The 16,304-nt window shown below is 74.4% G+C and carries 18 protein-coding genes; 13 read left to right on the top strand and 5 right to left on the bottom strand.

Going from position 1 to position 16,304, the window contains the following annotated elements; all coding sequences use genetic code 11:
* Positions 1 to 21 precede the first annotated feature (21 nt).
* From B5D80_RS01875 to B5D80_RS01855, 5 genes are all read left to right on the top strand, one after another.
* Complete coding sequence (locus tag B5D80_RS01875) at positions 22 to 213, top strand: hypothetical protein (RefSeq protein ID WP_088641984.1); 192 nt, start codon at positions 22 to 24, stop codon at positions 211 to 213.
* A gap of 68 nt (positions 214 to 281) precedes the next feature.
* Positions 282 to 731, top strand: coding sequence for a TadE family protein (locus B5D80_RS01870; RefSeq protein ID WP_425437146.1), 450 nt, complete (start codon positions 282 to 284; stop codon positions 729 to 731).
* 143 nt (positions 732 to 874) lie between these two features.
* Complete coding sequence (locus B5D80_RS01865; RefSeq protein ID WP_245854172.1) at positions 875 to 1,351, top strand: TadE/TadG family type IV pilus assembly protein; 477 nt, start codon at positions 875 to 877, stop codon at positions 1,349 to 1,351.
* Positions 1,352 to 1,404: 53 nt separating this feature from the next.
* Entirely contained in the window at positions 1,405 to 1,779 is a 375-nt protein-coding gene (locus tag B5D80_RS01860; protein WP_088642087.1) for a hypothetical protein, read from the top strand.
* A gap of 76 nt (positions 1,780 to 1,855) precedes the next feature.
* A complete protein-coding gene (locus B5D80_RS01855; protein ID WP_088641983.1) occupies positions 1,856 to 3,139 on the top strand; it encodes a LysM peptidoglycan-binding domain-containing protein in 1,284 nt (427 codons plus the stop codon).
* 193 nt (positions 3,140 to 3,332) lie between these two features.
* Here the strand turns inward: B5D80_RS01855 and B5D80_RS01850 are convergent, their stop codons facing one another.
* Positions 3,333 to 4,172, bottom strand: a complete 840-nt coding sequence (locus B5D80_RS01850) for a Rieske (2Fe-2S) protein (protein ID WP_245854150.1) — start codon at positions 4,170 to 4,172, stop codon at positions 3,333 to 3,335.
* 190 nt (positions 4,173 to 4,362) lie between these two features.
* Positions 4,363 to 4,620, bottom strand: a complete 258-nt coding sequence (locus tag B5D80_RS01845) for a flavin reductase (protein ID WP_308447882.1) — start codon at positions 4,618 to 4,620, stop codon at positions 4,363 to 4,365.
* A 592-nt stretch (positions 4,621 to 5,212) separates the two neighbouring features.
* Between B5D80_RS01845 and B5D80_RS01835 the strand changes: the two genes are divergently transcribed.
* The 3 genes from B5D80_RS01835 to B5D80_RS01825 all read left to right on the top strand — a co-directional run bounded on the left by B5D80_RS01835 (position 5,213) and on the right by B5D80_RS01825 (position 7,083).
* Entirely contained in the window at positions 5,213 to 5,980 is a 768-nt protein-coding gene (locus B5D80_RS01835; RefSeq protein ID WP_088641980.1) for a helix-turn-helix domain-containing protein, read from the top strand.
* A complete protein-coding gene (locus B5D80_RS01830) occupies positions 5,971 to 6,162 on the top strand; it encodes a DUF397 domain-containing protein (protein ID WP_088641979.1) in 192 nt (63 codons plus the stop codon). The genes B5D80_RS01835 and B5D80_RS01830 overlap by 10 nt, the downstream gene beginning before the upstream one ends.
* A 165-nt stretch (positions 6,163 to 6,327) precedes the next feature.
* The gene (locus B5D80_RS01825; RefSeq protein ID WP_088641978.1) at positions 6,328 to 7,083 is read left to right on the top strand and encodes a crotonase/enoyl-CoA hydratase family protein; all 756 of its coding nucleotides are present in this window, start codon (positions 6,328 to 6,330) and stop codon (positions 7,081 to 7,083) included.
* Between the two features lie 136 nt (positions 7,084 to 7,219).
* On the opposite strand, the gene B5D80_RS01820 is transcribed toward B5D80_RS01825, so the two are convergent.
* From B5D80_RS01820 to B5D80_RS01810, 3 genes are all read right to left on the bottom strand, one after another.
* On the bottom strand, positions 7,220 to 8,704 hold the full coding sequence (locus tag B5D80_RS01820; RefSeq protein ID WP_088641977.1) for a dihydrolipoyl dehydrogenase family protein: 1,485 nt from the start codon (positions 8,702 to 8,704) through the stop codon (positions 7,220 to 7,222).
* 116 nt (positions 8,705 to 8,820) lie between these two features.
* Positions 8,821 to 10,143: a cryptochrome/photolyase family protein gene (locus tag B5D80_RS01815; protein WP_088641976.1), complete on the bottom strand. Its 1,323-nt coding sequence runs from the start codon at positions 10,141 to 10,143 to the stop codon at positions 8,821 to 8,823.
* The gene (locus B5D80_RS01810) at positions 10,140 to 11,051 is read right to left on the bottom strand and encodes a phytoene/squalene synthase family protein (protein WP_088641975.1); all 912 of its coding nucleotides are present in this window, start codon (positions 11,049 to 11,051) and stop codon (positions 10,140 to 10,142) included. Before B5D80_RS01810 ends, B5D80_RS01815 begins: the two co-directional genes overlap by 4 nt.
* A 65-nt stretch (positions 11,052 to 11,116) precedes the next feature.
* Here B5D80_RS01810 and B5D80_RS01805 point away from each other — a divergent pair, with 65 nt between their 5' ends.
* From B5D80_RS01805 to B5D80_RS01785, 5 genes are all read left to right on the top strand, one after another.
* A complete protein-coding gene (locus tag B5D80_RS01805; protein WP_088641974.1) occupies positions 11,117 to 12,271 on the top strand; it encodes a polyprenyl synthetase family protein in 1,155 nt (384 codons plus the stop codon).
* A gap of 28 nt (positions 12,272 to 12,299) precedes the next feature.
* The gene (gene crtI / locus B5D80_RS01800) at positions 12,300 to 13,781 is read left to right on the top strand and encodes a phytoene desaturase family protein (RefSeq protein WP_088641973.1); all 1,482 of its coding nucleotides are present in this window, start codon (positions 12,300 to 12,302) and stop codon (positions 13,779 to 13,781) included.
* A 4-nt stretch (positions 13,782 to 13,785) separates the two neighbouring features.
* Positions 13,786 to 14,421 (top strand): isopentenyl-diphosphate Delta-isomerase, encoded by a 636-nt coding sequence (gene idi / locus B5D80_RS01795; RefSeq protein WP_088641972.1) that lies wholly within the window; start codon positions 13,786 to 13,788, stop codon positions 14,419 to 14,421.
* Positions 14,411 to 15,364 (top strand): MerR family transcriptional regulator, encoded by a 954-nt coding sequence (locus B5D80_RS01790; protein ID WP_088641971.1) that lies wholly within the window; start codon positions 14,411 to 14,413, stop codon positions 15,362 to 15,364. The genes idi and B5D80_RS01790 overlap by 11 nt, the downstream gene beginning before the upstream one ends.
* A 62-nt stretch (positions 15,365 to 15,426) precedes the next feature.
* A complete protein-coding gene (locus B5D80_RS01785; protein WP_088641970.1) occupies positions 15,427 to 16,215 on the top strand; it encodes a polysaccharide deacetylase family protein in 789 nt (262 codons plus the stop codon).
* The last annotated feature ends 89 nt before the right edge of the window (positions 16,216 to 16,304 follow it).

Here is a 16,304-nt window from a genome sequence, read left to right as displayed (position 1 = left end):
CCCTCCCCAAGGAGTCCCGCCATGCACCTCGTCACCTTCCTCTACGTGGCCACCACGGCCCGCCTGGCCGAGCTACGCCGCGAGGCGGAGCGGGGCGACAGCCCAGTCCCGACCGCCGTGATCATCGCCGGCCTGGTCGCCGCCGGCATCGCCGTCACCGTCCTGGTCAAAGAGAAGGCCGAGACCTGGATGAACGGCATCCCGACCAAGTGACCCGCGTCCCCCTGGTCGGCGCGTGCCGGGACCGGACGGCCCCCACCGCCCGGTTCCGGCGCGCACCCCTGCGCGCACCCGACGCCGGCCGTGCCGTGCCGGCCCGGCTCCGTGCCGCCGGCTGGGCCGCCCGTCGCCGGCTCACCGACGGGGGTACGGACCGGGGGGCCAACCCCGTGGAACTGGCCGTGGTGATGCCGGCGGTGCTGGTGCTGCTCTTCGGCTCCATCCAGATCGCCGCCTGGTTCGTGGCCCGGTCGACGGCGATGCACGCCGCCCAGAGCGGGGTGAACGCGCAACGGGTCCTGGAGGCGCCGGCCGGGGCGGGGGAGGCCCGCGCCAAACACTTCCTGGGTGCCGCCGGGGACTGGCTGGTCGGCGCGCGGACCACCTGCGCCACCACCGCGACCGAGGTGACCTGCACGGTCACCGGGAAATCCCTGAGCGTCATCCCGGCCGTCCGGTTCGACGTGCGGCAGACCGCCCACGGCACCGTCGAACGGTGGACGAACCCGTGACCGGCCACCCGCCCCCGCGCACCTGGCGAACCTGGCGTGACCTGCTGACCCGGCCCGCCCGGGGGGAGCGGGCCATGGCCCACGCCCCGCGGTCCGGCTGCCCCGCCGAGACGGTCGTGCACGCCGGGCGCACCCCGGGCGACGTGCCGGCCGACCGTGCTGCGGGGCGTACCCGGGGGTCGGTGTCGGTGGAGGTGGCGGTGCTGGCCCCGGCGTTCCTGGCGCTGCTGATGCTGGCCGGGGTAGCCGGTCGGGTCGCGGTCGCCGACGAGGCGGTGGAGGCGGCGGCGCACGACGCCGCGCGGGCCGCCTCGATCGTCCGCGACGCCGGCACGGCGGAGAGCGCCGCCCGGTCGGCCGCCCGCCGGCAGCTCGACTGGCGGGGCCTCAACTGCGCCAGCGCACCCCAGGTCACGGTCTGGGGTTCCACCCGCAACTCCGACCACACGTCGCTGGGCGCGGCGTTCCGCAGCGAACTCGGCGAGCCGGCGAGCGTCTGGGTCCGGGTGAGCTGCACGGTCTCGTTCGCCGGGATGCGCTTCCCCGGCCTGCCGATGGGCGACAGGCGGGTCGAGGCCACGTTCGGCTCCCCGCTGGACCGCTACCGGAGCCGGCAGTGACCGCCCGCCCCACCGGCGACGAGGGCCGGATCAGCCTGTTCCTGGCCGTCGCCATGATCGGCGTGCTGGCGGTCATCGGCGTCGCGTACGACGGCGCGGGTCAGCTGCGTACCCTGCAACGCGCCGACGACCTGGCCGCCGAGGCGGCCCGCAGCGGCGGCCAGGTGATCGACCGGGCCGCCGCGATCGAGGGCCGGCCCAAGGTGATCGACGAGCCGGGTGCCCGCGCGGCCGTCACGCAGTACCTGCGGGGCAACTCCGACGTGACCGGGCAGCAGGTCAGCTTCCCGGTGGTGGCCGGCGAGAAGCAGATCCGGGTACGCGTCACCGTCGTCTACCGCCGGCACCTGCTCGGCCTGATCGGCATGGACCGCACCGTCACCGTGGCCGGCGAGGCGACCGCCCGCACCCTCACCGACCGACCATGAACCCGCTGGCCCGGCGGACCCGTCGGCCCACGCACCCGGTGCCCCCGCACCGGCAGACCGTAGGAAGGAGGGCAGCATGACCACACCGCGTGGTTCCACCGCCCGACGAACCGGCCAGTTGCTCACCGGCTTCGGGTCGCTGGTGGTCCTGGTGGCGTTGCTGGTCGGCGCGCCGGTGGCGCTGCTCGCCTTCGCCGGCAACCCGCTGCCCGACCACCTGCCCACCCTCACCGAGATCGGCACCGTACTGACCAGCCGGGACGACGGTCAGCTCTTCATCCGGGCGCTCGCGCTGGTCGGCTGGTTCGGCTGGGCGACGTTCGCCTTCTCGGTGCTGGTGGAGATCGGTGCCCAGGTGACCCGCCGGCAGACGCCCCGGCTACCCGGTATGCGCCGGCAGCAGCGGGCGGCGGCGGCCCTGCTGGGCTCCGTCGCGCTGATCATCGCGGCGAGTCCGGCGGCGAGCGCGGCGGTGACGCTGACCCACCCGATGCCGGCCGCCGCCGGCACCGGGGTGGCGACGACGCTGGACGCCTCGCGTACCGGCCTGGGGGCCGCCCCCAGCGCCGGCATCGGCGGTGCCGCCCTCGGTGCCGTCCCCGGCACCGGTCTCGGTCCCGTGCCCGGTGCCGACAAGCCGGCCGCGAAGCCGGTCTACCGGGTGGCCCGGGGCGACTACCTGGGCGAGGTGGCCGAACGCTACCTGGACGACTTCGACCGCTACCCCGAGGTGGCCCGGCTCAACGACCTGCACGACGCCGACCGGATCAGGCCGGGTCAGCTCATCAGGCTCCCCACCGAGGCCGACGACACCGGTGCCCGACGGCACGCCAGCGGCCACCTCGTCCCGGGTACGCCCCGCAAGCCGTCGCCGCGCCCGCCCGCCACCACCCCCGGCGGCCAGGCCGACCCGCAGCACCAGGGTGCGCCTTCCACCCCGGGCAAGCCGACCGGACCCGCCGCCCCGAAGCCGACCGGTCCGGCCACCCCGAAGCCGGGGAAGATCGGGCCGGCCACGCCGCAGACCGCCACCCCGCAGACCGCCCAACCGCCCGCCGAACGACCGGTCGGGGTGCCACCGGCGATGGCCGCCGGGGCGTCCCGGGCCACTCCGGCCGACACGATCAACAGGCCGCTGGCCGTGTCGGCGGTACTGGCCGTGGCGAGCATCGTCGGCGCGCAGATCGGTGCGGTGCTCGGCCTGCGTCGCCGCCCCGTCCGGGTGACCGCCGGCCGCACCTCGGCCGCCCGGATCGCCGCCGCCCGGACGTCCACCACCGGTCGCACCCCGGGCCGCTCGATGGGCAGCCGCGCCTCCGCCGCCCGGGACCTGGTAACCGGCCGCCACCGCCGCGACTGACCCGATTCCCCTTCGCCCCCCACTCGCCCCACCCCGGCCAGCTCCCCCCGACAGGGTTCGCCCGACAGGGTTCGCCCGACAGGCTCGCCCCGGTGATCAAGAGGTTTGCGTCAAGTTGGAGATCGACTTTGACGCAAACCTCTTGATCAACACTGTGGGTGGGGTGGGGTAGGGGGACGACGGGAGGGTGGGGTTAGGGGAGGCGGGTTTGGAGGGTGCCGTCTACCACGCGGGTGGGGAGGATCTGCTGGTCGGTGGCGGACGGGCCGTGGACGACCTCGCCGCCGTTGAGCCGGAACGCCGAGCCGTGCCAGGGGCAGACCACGCAGGCGTGTCCGTCGATCTCCTGCACCTCGCCCTCGCCGAGCGGGCCGCTCTGGTGCGGGCAGCGCTCCAACATGACGGTGACCTCGTCGCCGTGCCGGTAGAGGATCACCGAGACGTCGTCCACCTCGCGGGTCACCAGCTTGCGTTGCGGCAGCCCGGCCAGGTCGGCCACCGGCCGCCACCCGTCGCCCATCCGGTGCAGCTCGGAGACGCTCTGGCTGACCTGCGCCCCCTGCTTGTACGCCAGGTGCCCGCCGAGGTACGCCCCGGCGCTCGCCGCGCCCAGCCCCAGGTAGGCCAGGGCCCGCCCGACGCCGTGCCGGCCGGTCAACCGGGCCGCGAGGGAGCCGGCATAGAGGGTCAGGCCGACGGTGTTGGCGGCGGCGTGGACCAGCCCCACCCGGCGCTGGTCCCGGGAGAGTTCCGCCCAGTCGTTGAGCCCGGCCACGGCGGCGGGAACCGCGCTCACGGTGCCCAGCGCGACCAGCGTGGTGGCCGCCCGACGCTGGCCGGGGAGCAGGTCGACCACTGCGGCGCTGATCCAGGCACCCACCGGCACCTGCACCATCGCCGGGTGCAGCGGATGGCCCAGGAAGACGCCGTGCAGCAGGTCGCGTACCCGCTGCAGGCGCAGGGTCGCCTGGACGGCACGCTGCAACCGGTCGCCGGTGCGGTCCAGCGCGGTGGCCTGTTCGAGTTTCGTCATCAACGCTCGCACCCTGTCCGACTTCCCGGCTGACCGGGTCGCAAACCGGGCGACCGGCACCAATCCGGTGTTCCCCGGCTCGATCGACCCAACGGCGGCCAGGTAGCGGTACCGACGCCGCCCGGACACCGCACCATCGCCCCACCAGCGTCGACGGACGGACCCGGGGAGGCCGCGCCAGCGGACGGGGTCAGGACGATCCCCGCGCTCGGGCCCAGCCGAGGAATCGGGCCGTCAGGTTCTCGGGGACGACGTGCCCGTTGAGCTGGGAGAGTTGCGCACCTGCCTCCGCCATCAGGGTGCTCAGGTAGACGAGCAGGCCGGTCCGGTCCTCGCGGTACTCCACCAGCAGGGCGAGCCGGGCGGGTTGGCACGGCCACTCCGCGCCGCAGCCCCGGCACCGCCACAGCGGGCGCATCGGCAGGTGCGGTCGGCCCGCCCGGCTCACGCCGACACCCCACGCCGCAGGCCCAGCCGGAACAGCCGCAGGCCCCGCCGGAACAGCAGCCACCAGGACGGAAGCCACCCGGACGGAAGCCACCCGGACGAGAGCCGCCCGGATGACGACCGCCCAGACAGGGGCCGTCCGGACAGGGACCGCCCGGACAGGGACCGTCCGAACGGGGGCCACTCGGACGAGGACCGCCAGAACACGGGCCGCCAGAACACGGGCCGCCAGAACACGGGCCGCCAGAACACGGGCCGCCGGGACAGCAGGAGCCAGGGCAGCAGCCGCCCGGACGGGTCCAGGCAGGACGGAGGCCGTCCGGACGGGCGACGGCGACGGGTCGGGGCCTCCGGTCGGCGGTGTGGTCGGCTGTGGTGCGGGCAGCGGTGTCGCACTGTGGTCTCCTTCCGGGTGGATCGGGGCCGCCCCACCCGTCCTCGATGGGGCGGCCCCGGGCTGGACGTCGACCACCGGGTTCCCTCACCTCCACCGGTCGCGCCGCCCTCCGCCACAGCCTGTCTCTTCGTGGTCGGACAGATACACCGCGTAGGCGTATGGTAAGCGGAAATCTGAGACGTCCAATGGAGGAGTCGTGAACGATGCGCTGCGCGCGGCACTCAACGAAACCGGCTACACCGCCGAATCTCTCGCCGAGCGGGTCGGTGTCGATCCCAAGACGGTGGGTCGCTGGCTGAGTGAGGGGCGGATACCACATGCCCGGCACCGGGTGGCCGCAGCGGAGGCGCTCCGGCGGGACATCGTGGACATCTGGCCGGACACTTCAAGACGTCGTGAGCCGGTGTGGTTCCGTCCCTGGCAGGAGATCGAACGCGACGCGCTGTCGCTGCGCTCATTCGAGTCCACCGTGGTTCCCGGCCTGCTCCAGACCGAGGCGTACGCCCGGGCCGTCCTGCTCGGGGCCGGCACCCTGCCCCGGGGCGACGTCGACAGGCACCTCACGGCCCGGCTCGCCCGCCAGTCCATCCTGAAACGCGACGATCCGCCGCAGCTCACGGTGGTGCTCGACGAGACGGTCCTGCACCGGCCGGTCGGCGGCCGGCAGACCATGCACGATCAACTGCTCGCCCTCGCCACGGCCTGCGACCAACCGCACGTCCGGGTGCACGTCGTGCCGGCCACCGTCGGCGAGTACGCCGGCCTCAACGGGCCCTTCGTGATCGCCACCAACCCGGAGCACCGGATGGCCGGCTACCTCGACAACCAGCTACAGGGGCAGGTGATTAGCGATCTCGATGACCTCGCCGCCATGATGACAGCGTGGGAGAACGTGCGCGGCGAGGCGTTGTCCCACCGGCAGTCCGTCGATCTGATCACGAAGGTGGCCCAGACATGGAACTGAACCAGGCCCGCTGGCGCAAGAGCACCCGCAGCAGCGGCAACGGCGGAAACTGCGTCGAGGTGGCCGGCAACCTGCCCGGGTTGATCGCCGTACGCGACTCCAAGGACCCCGCCGGCCCCGCCCTGACCTTCACCCCCACCGCCTGGCGCTCGTTCCTCGCCCGGGTCGCCGACCGCCCCTGACCCACCCCGTCCCGCCCCACCGTCGCGCCCGTCGCCCGGTCACGGAGATCCGCTCGACGGCGGCCAGGTAGCGGCATCACCCTGCCCCGGACACCGCAACACCGCCCCACCAGCGCCAGCCCCCGCCGGCCCCCGCGCGCCCCGCGCGTGCGGGATGCTGGGGGGATGGCGGTGCATGTTGTCCGGGACGGGGCGGTGACCACGGTGATCCTCGACCGGGCAGCGTCCCGCAACGCCGTCGACGGGCCGACCGCGCGGGCGCTCGCCGACGCGTTCCGCGCGTTCGAGGCCGACCCGGACGCCCGGGTCGCGGTGCTGTGGGGCGCGGGCGGCACGTTCTGCTCGGGTGCCGACCTCAAGGCCATCGGCACGCCGAGCGGCAACCGGGTCGAGCCCGACGGCGACGGCCCGATGGGTCCGACCCGGATGGCACTGTCCAAGCCGGTCATCGCGGCGATCTCCGGGTACGCGGTGGCCGGCGGCCTGGAACTGGCGCTCTGGTGCGATCTGCGGGTCGCCGAGTCGGACGCGGTGCTCGGGGTGTTCTGCCGACGCTGGGGGGTGCCGCTGATCGACGGGGGCACCGTACGGCTGCCCCGGCTGATCGGCCAGAGCCGGGCGATGGACCTGATCCTCACCGGCCGTCCGGTGCCCGCCGACGAGGCGTACGCGATGGGGTTGGTGAACCGGGTGGTCGCGCCGGGTGAGGCACGGGCGGCGGCCGAGCGGCTGGCCGCCGAGATCGCCGGGCACCCGCAGACCTGCCTGCGCAACGACCGGGCGTCGGTGCTGGCCGGGGCCGACCGGCCCGAGCCGGAGGCGCTCGCCACCGAACTCGCCTACGGGATGGACTCGCTCGCGGCCGACGCGCGGGCCGGCGCGGCCCGGTTCGCCGCCGGGGCCGGCCGCCACGGCGAGTGACCCGGCCCGCACCGCAACCACCCGCCAGCCGGCCCGCACCGACCGGAAGCGCCAGCCGGCCCGCATCGACCGGAAGCGCCGCCCGGCCCGCACCGACCGGGAGCGCCGCCCGGCCGGAACCGGGCGGCGCGGTGGCTCAGCCCAGGTCGTCCAGGGCGCTCTGGATGGCCCGGTGGAACGTCGGGTACGCGTAGATCATGTGCCTGAGCTGGCTGACCGGTACGGCCGCGTGCACCGCCACCACCAGCGCCGAGAGCACCTCGCCGCCGGCCGGGCCGACCGAGGTCGCCCCGATCAGCACCCCCTGGTCGGCGTCGGCGATCACCTTGATGAAGCCGCCCGGCTCGCTCTTGTGGATCCAGCCCCGGGTGGACGACGACAGCTCGGTGAACCCGACCTGCACGTTGATGCCCCGCTCGCGGGCCTGCCGTTCGGTGAGCCCGACCGCGCCCACCTCGGGGTCGGTGAAGGTGACCCGGGGCAGCGCCCGGTAGTCGGCGCGGGGCACGGTGCCGGCGGCACCGCTCGGGCCGGCCGCGCCCATCGACCCTCCGACGGCGCTGGCCGCGCCCATCGCACCGCCGACCACGCTGGCGGTGCCGCTGGCGTCGGGACCGGCCTGGGCCCGCCGGACCCGGTCGAGCACGTCGGCGACCACGATCGACGCCTGGTACATGGCGATGTGGGTGAACGCGCCCTCGCCGGTGACGTCGCCGACCGCCCATATCCCGTCGGTGACGTGCATCCGGTCGTCCACCGGCAGGTAGCGCTGCCCGGCGTCGATCCCGACGGTGTCCAGCCCCAGCTCGTCCAGGTGGGCCCGGCGGCCGGTGACCACCAGGAGCTGGTCGGCGCTGAACGACCGGTCGCCGGCGTGCACGGTGAACGTGTCGCCGTCGTGGTCGATCCGCTCGGCCTTCACCTCGGTGGCGATCTGCACCCCGTCGGCGCGCAACGCGGCGGCGGCCACCTCGGACGATTCGGGTTCCTCAAGGGCGAGGATCCGGCCGGACGCCTCCAGCACGGTCACCCGGACCCCGAACCGGGCGAAGACCTGCGCCAGCTCGACCCCGATCGCCCCACCACCGAGGACCAGCAGGCTCGCCGGCAGCTCCGCCACCTCGATCGCCTGGTGGTTCGTCCAGTACGGGGTGTCGGCCAGCCCGTCGATCGGCGCGATCGAGGGGCGGGTGCCGGTGCCGAGGACGATGCCGTGCCGGGCCTGGAACACCTGGTCGCCGACCCGGACCCGGCCGGGGCCGTCCAGCCGGCCGCTGCCGCGCAGGAAGCGGCCGCCCTTGCCGGTGAACCGGTCCACGGCGGCCCGGTCGTTCCAGGTGTCGGTGGCCTCCTCCCGGATGCGTTTCGCCACCGGGGCCCAGTCGGCCCGGACCTGCGCCGACCCGGCCAGCCCGTCGACCCGTCGCGCCTCGGCCAGGGCGTTCGCCGCCCTGATCATCATCTTGCTCGGGATGCAGCCCCAGTACGGGCACTCCCCGCCGACCAGGTCCCGTTCGACGCCGACGACGCTGAGGCCGGCCTCGGCGAGTCGCCCGGCCACCTCCTCGCCGCCCACGCCGAGCCCGACCACGACCACGTCCACCAGTTCCGGCTCTGCCATCCCGCCAGCATTCCGCACGGTCCGGGCCCCGGCCACCGCTCCACCCCGGAATTCCCGCCCCGGTGCACCGACCGCCCCGGGTCAGCGACCGGACCGTACCGGCGAGCCAGGCCGGGTCAGCGGAGCCAGACCGGGTCGGCCCCGGGCACCTCCAGCGGTGGCGGGTAGTCGAGGGTGCGGCGTACCTCGGGGGGCAGCCGCCACGGCTGGTGCACGGCCTTGCCGGCCACTGCCGCCAGCTCGGGCACCCAGCGCCGCACGTACCCGCCGTCGGGGTCGTAGCGTTCGGCCTGGCGGACGGGGTTGAGTCCCCGGTAGGGGCGGCTGTCGTTGCCGGTGCCGGCCACCCACTGCCAGTTGCCGGAGTTGTCGGGCACGTCGCCGTCGAGCAGCCAGCGGGAGAAGACCGCGAGGCCGGGCCGCCAGTCGAGGCCGAGCACCTTGGTCAGGTAGCCGGCGGTGATCAGCCGGGCCCGGTTGTGCATCCAGCCCTCGGCGTGCAGTTGGCGCATGCCGGCGTCCACGATCGGCATCCCGGTGCGGCCGTCGGTCCAGGCGTCCAGCGCCGCCGCGTCGTACCGCCAGTCCTCGGTGGCCCCGCGCCGGTACGCCTTCGCCGCGATCTCCGGGAAGGCGGCGGTGACCTGGTGGTAGAAGTCCCGCCAGCAGAGCTGCCTGACGAACGGGTGCCCCCGGTCGTCGGCCCGGTTCGCCACCGTCAGCGGGGAGAGGCAGCCGAACCGCAGGTACGGGCTGAGCCGGGAGGTCTCGTCGGCGGCCAGGTCGTCGTGGATGTCGTCGTACCGGGGGAGGGTGGGCAACCACCGGGTGAGCCGGCGCTGCCCGACGGACTCGCCGCCGACCGCGGCGTCCGGCGACTCCCCCTGCGGCGTCGCCGGCAGCCGACCGACCGCGATCCCGTCGGGCAGCGTGACCCGCCGGGGCGCGGCCAGTTCCTCCCGCCACCGCGCCCCCGACCAGACCCGGTGGTAGGGCGTGAACACCCGGTAGTGGTCGCCGCCGCCGGGCCGCAGCTCCCCCGGTTCGACGACGGTCACCCCGGGGAACAGCCGCAGGAACATCCGGTGCCTGTCGCACTCGGCGCGCAGCCGCCGTTCCCGGCGGTGGGCGTAGCGGCTGACGTCGGCGGACAGCCCGATCCCCTCGGCGTCGACCTCGCGGGCGAGCCGGATCGTCTCGGCGACCGGGTCGCCCCGGCGGATCACCAGGTCACCGCCGAGCGTGCGCAGGGTGTCCCGCAGTTCGGCGAGGCACTGGTGCAGGAAGCGGTTGCGGTTGGGCGAGTGGCCGGCCAGCGCCGGGTCGAGGACGTACAGCGGCACCACCCGGTCGAACGCGGCGCAGGCCGTCGCCAGGGCCGGGTGGTCGTGCACCCGCAGGTCGCGGGTGAACAGCACGACCGCCGTACGGCCGCTCACGACACCGCCGGGCCGGGCACCACGACCGGGGTGCCGGTACGGGTGAGCAGTGCCTTCGCCGCCACCGCGAGCCGTCGCCGCTGGGGCACCACGGCCCGCCTGGCGAACACGTCGTAGTCCTGGGCGGTGACCTCGTCGAGGATGCCGCCGTAGAGGGCGTAGGCGGTGCGCATGCACGCCTGGGAGGCGGGGGCGAGCAGGGTGATGCCGGGCGCGGCGGCGGCGTAGTGGGCCTGGGCGCGGGTCACCTCGTACTCGACGAGGTCACGGATGCGGTCGGTGCTGCGACCGGCAGCCCGCGCGGCGAGCAGGTCCTCGCGGGTGACGTTGAACTTGGCCAGATCCTCGTCGGGCAGGTAGGTGCGGCCCCGGTCGAGGTCCTCGGCGACGTCCCGGATGAAGTTGGTGAGCTGGAAGGCGAACCCGAGCTGGCGGGCCGGCTCCCGGGCGGCGGCCGGGTCGGAGCTGCCGAGGATGGGCAGCATCATGGTGCCGATGACCGCCGCCGACCCCTCCATGTAGTCGAGCAGGTCGTCGTAGGTCGGGTACGCCATGACGGTCAGGTCCATCGCCATGCTGCGCAGGAACGACGCGAAGTCGGCGCGGTCCAGGTCGAACACGGCGATGGTGTGCAGCACCGCCGGCAGCAGCGGGTCGTCGACCGGTTCGCCGTGCAGGCCGGCGACGAAGCGGGAACTCCAGGCGTCCAGGAGGGCGGCGCGTTCGGCGGGTGGCAGGTCCTCGGTGCGGTCGACGATCTCGTCGGCGTAGCGGGTGAATCCGTACAGGGCGTGCACGTGCCGCCGTTTCCAAGCGGGGAGCAGCCGGGTGGCGAGATAGTAGGTGCGGCCGTGGTGTCTGTGCAGCTCCTGGGAGCGGGCATAGGCGGCGGTGAGATCGGTGTCCACCCGGGCCTCCTCGGATTCGACGCAGCAATCGACGCAACTCGTAACCCTAGGGTACGCTCCCCCACATGGCCAACGACGCAGTTGCGGGTAATGCGCTCCGCGTCGCGCCGGCTCAGCCGGGAGCGACGGACGATCCGGTCCGCGGCGTACTGGCCGCATACGCCCGTGACCTGGTCAACGGCGTCGACGAGACCCTGTCGGCGTTCCTCGCCCGCGAGGTCGACGCGCTGACCGAGATCGACGCAGCGATGGGTGGTTTCGCCGCGACGGCACGCGACTGCGCGCTGGCCGGCGGCAAGCGGGTACGCCCGACCTTCGCCTACTGGGGCTGGCGGGGGGTGGTGGGCGGCGACGAGCCGCTGCCCACGGTGCTGCCCGCGCTCGCCGCCCTGGAACTGCTGCACACCTTCGCCCTGGTGCACGACGACGTGATGGACGCCTCCGACACCCGGCGCGGCCTGCCCACCGCGCACCGGGCCGCCGCCGAGCGGCACGTCACCGCCGGCCACACCGGCGACCCGCACCGGTTCGGCGAGTCGGTCGCCGTCCTCATCGGCGACCTCTGCCTGGTCTGGGCCGACCGGCTGCTCGCCCACGCCACCGTGCCGCCGTCCCGGCTGATGGAGGTGCGACGCTGCTACGACCAGATGCGCGTCGAAACCATCGCCGGGCAGTACCTCGACGTGCTCGGCGAGAACGACGCGGCGAACTGGTCGGTCGACCGGGCGCTGCGGGTGGCCCGCTACAAGACCGCCAGCTACACCGTGCAGCGTCCCCTGCTGTTCGGCGCCTGCCTGGCCGGCACCGACGCCGACGCGCCGCTGATCGCCGCGTACACCAGGTACGGGCTGGCGGTCGGCGAGGCGTTCCAACTCCGCGACGACCTGCTCGGCGTCTACGGTGACCCGGCCACCACCGGCAAGCCGGCCGGCGACGACCTGCGTACCGGCAAGCCGACCACGCTGCTGATGCTCGCCCGGCAGCTCGCCACCGGCAGCCAGCGGCGGGCGTTGGAGCGGGCCGGCAACGCCGTCGGCGGTCGGGAGCTGGCCCGGCTGGCCGACCTCGTGGCCGACACCGGGGCGGTCGCCCGGGTGGAGAGCATGATCTCCGACCGGATCGCCGACGCGCTGGCCGCGCTGGAGACCGCGTCGATCGACGAGACCGCGCGCACCGCGCTGACCGGTCTCGCCACCGCCGCCACCATGCGGCGGGCATGATGGGCAACTTCGTGAAGGAGGTGGTCGCGTGCGGACCGTGACGGGACGTACGGACCGGGTGGTGGTCGTGGGCGCGGGCCTGGGCGGGCTGGCGTGCGCGCTGCACCTGGCCGGCAGCGGCCGGCAGGTGACCGTGCTGGAACGCGAACCGGTGCCGGGCGGGCGGGCCGGGCGGCTCAGCGTCGACGGCTACGAGTTCGACACCGGCCCCACCGTGCTCACCATGCCCGACCTGATCGCCGAGGCGCTCGGCGCGGTCGGCGAGGAACTGCACGACTGGCTCGACCTGACCCCGCTCGACCCCGCCTACCGGGCCTACTACCCGGACGGCTCCACCCTGGACGTGATCACCGACACCACCCGGATGGCGGCCGAGATCTCCCGGGTCTGCGGCCCCCGCGAGGCCGACGGCTACCTGCGGTTCGTCGAGTACGCCCGCAACCTGTGGAACTGGGAGCGGGCCGACTTCATCGACCGCAACCTGGACGCCCCGACCGACCTGCTCACCGGCAACCTGCTGAAGTTGCTGACCAACGGGGCGTTCCGCCGGCTCCAGACCAAGATCAACCAGTTCTTCTCCGACCCCCGCACCCAGCGGATCTTCTCGTTCCAGGCGATGTACGCCGGGCTCGCACCGCACGACGCGCTGGCCATCTACAGCGTCATCGCCTACCTCGACTCGGTGGCCGGGGTCTACTTCCCGCGCGGCGGCATCCACGCCGTCTCCAGGGGGATGGCCGGCGCGGCCGAGAAGCACGGCGTGCAGATCCGCTACGACACCACGGTCAGCCGGGTGGAGACCGTCAACGGCCGGGCCACCGGCGTGGTGACCGCCGACGGCGAACTCGTCCCGGCCGACGTGGTGGTGCTCAACCCGGACCTGCCTGTCGCCTACCGCGACCTGCTGCCCGAGGGCCGACGCCGGAAGCTGACCTACTCGCCGTCCTGCGTCGTCCTGCACGTCGGATCGACGCAGGGGTATGGGAAGATCGCTCATCACAACATCCATTTCGGACGGTCGTGGAAGGGCACCTTCGACGAGGTGATCGGGCGCGGCGAGCTGATGACCGACCCGTCGCTGCTGGTCACCAACCCGAGCCGGACCGACCCGTCGGTCGCCCCGGCCGGCCGGCACACCTACTACGTGCTGGCCCCGGTGCCCAACCTCGACCGGGCCCCGTTCGACTGGCGGGGCGACCTGAGCCGGCGCTACGCCGACCAGCTCGTCACCACCCTGGAGGAACGCGGGTACGTCGGGTTCGGCGCCGGCATCGAGGTGTTGCGTACGATCACCCCCGCCGAGTGGGAGGAGCAGGGAATGGCCGCCGGTACGCCGTTCGCCGCCGCGCACAGCCTCTTCCAGACCGGGCCGTTCCGCCCGTCCAACCTGCACCGCAGCCTGCCCAACGTCGTCTTCACCGGCTCCGGCACCCAGCCCGGCGTGGGCGTGCCGATGGTGCTGATCTCCGGCAAGCTCGCCGCCAACCGCATCACCGGCGCGGGTCGGTGACCGCGTGAAATCCCGGGAGGGCCACCTCGTCGAGCTGGTCGACGACACCGGCCAGGTGCTCGGCGAGGCCACCGTCGCCGCCGCCCACCAGGCGCCCGGACGGCTGCACCGGGCCTTCTCGGTGCTGCTGGTCGACCCGGACGGCCGGGTGCTCCTGCAACAACGGGCCCCGGTCAAGACCCGGTTCCCGCTGCGCTGGGCCAACTCCTGCTGCGGGCACCCGCTGCCGGGCGAGTCCCTGGCCGAGGCGGCCAACCGCCGGCTCGCCGAGGAGCTGGGCACCGGGCCGGTGTCGTTGACCGAGGTCGGCGTCTACCTCTACTACGCCGAGGACCCGGCCACCGGTCGGGTCGAGTTCGAGTACGACCACGTGCTCCGGGCCGACGTGCCGGACGACCTGCCCCTCGGACCCGACCCCGACGAGGTGGCCGAACTGCGCTGGGCCGACCCCACCCGGTTGATGACCGAGATCGAGGCCGACCCGCGCACGTACTCCCCCTGGCTCGGCGGGGTGGTGAGCCGACTGCTCCACCCGACCCCGACCGGCCCCGACGCCCCCACCGGCGGTCCCCGTACCGCCTCCGCCACCCCGTCCGGCCACCGGGTGCACGACGCGTCGGAGCGGTCGGGTGGTCGATGAGCCGCTGAGCGCGGGGGCCGTGGCACGCCGGCTGGGTGTGGCGGTCACCACGCTGCGCACCTGGCACCAGCGCTACGGCCTCGGCCCCAGCCAGCACGTCCCGGGCCACCACCGGCGCTACACGCCTGCCGACCTGGCCCGCCTGGAGATCATGCGCAAGCTCACCGCCGAGGGGGTCACCCCGGCGGAGGCGGCCCGCTGGGCGAAACAGACTCCGGTCGTCCCCGGTCCCGGGGGCGCCCCCCGGCTGCGGGCGGGTGCCGGCCGCGACGGCGGCGGGCAGACCATCCCGGTCGGCCGGGCCGGCCCGGCGGCCCGGGGACTCGCCCGCGCCGCCATGCGGCTGGACGCGGAGGTGATCAGCGACACGATCTCGCACGCCCTGGCCGCCGACGGGGTCGTCGCCACCTGGGAGGGACTGCTCCGGCCGGTGCTGGCCGGCATCGGGGAACGGCACGTCGCCACCGCCGGGCTGATCGACGTGGAACACCTGGTGTCCCGGTGCGTCTCCGAGGCGTTCGCGGCCGTCGCCCGGTCCGGCCGGGCCACCGGGCCGGCCCGCATCCTGCTCTCCTGCGCCGACGAGGAACAGCACACCCTGCCGCTGGAGGCGCTCGCCGCGGCGCTCGCCGAGGCGGGGGTGACCTACCGGATGCTCGGGGCCCGGGTGCCGGCGGCGGCGCTGGTCGAGGCGGTCAACCGGACCGGGCCGGCGGCCGTGGTGGTCTGGTCGCACACCCGGCCGACCGCCGACCCGGCGCAGCTTTCCGCACTGCTCGCGGTGCCCCGCCGGCCGCTGCTGGTGCTCGCCGCCGGGCCGGGCTGGCGGGCCGACATGCTGCCCGCCGGGGTGGTCCGCCCGGTCGACCTGGCCGAGGCGGTCTCGCTCGCGCTGGCCGTGCGGGACTCGCTGGACCAGTCGACGGGGGCCGACCGGGCCTGACACATTTCGCTTTCGTGAACTACCGTCGGGGCCGTCCGCGTACCCCATCCCCCGGAGTGACGATGCGTTCACGCCCCGTTCTGGCGGTCGCCCTCGGCCTGCTCCTGCTGGTCGCCGGCTGCGGCGACCAGCACCGGAACGTCCGGCCGGCAGCGGCGCCCGCCCCGACCACCACCGCACCGGAGCCGGCACACAGCCCGTCCCCGAAGCCGTTGCCCACCACCAAGCCGAAGCCCCGGCTCCGGCCGAAGCCCAAGACGCTCCCCGCCGGGCTGCGCAAGGCGACCGGGGTACGCGCCGTCGCGTTGACCTTCGACGACGGCCCCGACCCGACCTGGACGCCCCGGGTGCTCAACCAGCTCCGGGCGAACAAGGTGAAGGCGACGTTCTGCGTGGTCGGCACCCAGGTGCGCAAGCACCCGGAGCTGGTGGCCCGGATCGTCCGGGAGGGGCACCAGCTCTGCAACCACAGCTGGCACCACGACGTCGACCTGGGCCGCCGGCCGGTCGCCGACATCCGGGCCGACCTGGTACGCACCAACCAGGCCATCACCAAGGCCGTCCCGGGCGCGAAGGTACCGTTCTACCGTCAGCCCGGTGGCCGCTGGACGCCGGAGGTGGTGCAGGTCGCCAAGGAACTCGGCATGCGGTCGCTGCACTGGACCGTCGACCCCCAGGACTGGGCGAAACCCTCCGCCGGGATCATCTCCGGGCGGATCAGGAGCGCCTCCCGCCCCGGTGCGGTGGTGCTGATGCACGACGGCGGGGGTGACCGGAGCCGCACCCTGAGCGCGGTGCCGCACGTCATCGGCGACCTCAAGCGCCGATTCGGCATCGCACCACCTCGCTGACCTGCTACTTTGCCGGGCCGCACCCCGGCGGGCATACCGGTTTGGCCGACCGCCGGGGCATGGCATATGCTTCTCATGCCTCCGGCGGG

Origin of the sequence: Micromonospora wenchangensis (genome assembly GCF_002210435.1) — a bacterium.
Classification (GTDB): domain Bacteria; phylum Actinomycetota; class Actinomycetes; order Mycobacteriales; family Micromonosporaceae; genus Micromonospora; species Micromonospora wenchangensis.
Note: the sequence above shows the minus strand (reverse complement) of the source record. Positions and strands in the feature narration are given on the sequence as shown.

Coding starts and splice junctions, on each gene's coding strand:
- B5D80_RS01875 (WP_088641984.1), top strand. CDS start 22: ATGCACCTCGTCACCTTCCTCTACGTGGCCACCACGGCCCGCCTGGCC.
- B5D80_RS01860 (WP_088642087.1), top strand. CDS start 1,405: ATGATCGGCGTGCTGGCGGTCATCGGCGTCGCGTACGACGGCGCGGGT.
- B5D80_RS01855 (WP_088641983.1), top strand. CDS start 1,856: ATGACCACACCGCGTGGTTCCACCGCCCGACGAACCGGCCAGTTGCTC.
- B5D80_RS01850 (WP_245854150.1), bottom strand. CDS start 4,172: ATGACGAAACTCGAACAGGCCACCGCGCTGGACCGCACCGGCGACCGG.
- B5D80_RS01830 (WP_088641979.1), top strand. CDS start 5,971: ATGGAACTGAACCAGGCCCGCTGGCGCAAGAGCACCCGCAGCAGCGGC.
- B5D80_RS01825 (WP_088641978.1), top strand. CDS start 6,328: ATGGCGGTGCATGTTGTCCGGGACGGGGCGGTGACCACGGTGATCCTC.
- B5D80_RS01820 (WP_088641977.1), bottom strand. CDS start 8,704: ATGGCAGAGCCGGAACTGGTGGACGTGGTCGTGGTCGGGCTCGGCGTG.
- B5D80_RS01805 (WP_088641974.1), top strand. CDS start 11,117: ATGGCCAACGACGCAGTTGCGGGTAATGCGCTCCGCGTCGCGCCGGCT.
- B5D80_RS01785 (WP_088641970.1), top strand. CDS start 15,427: ATGCGTTCACGCCCCGTTCTGGCGGTCGCCCTCGGCCTGCTCCTGCTG.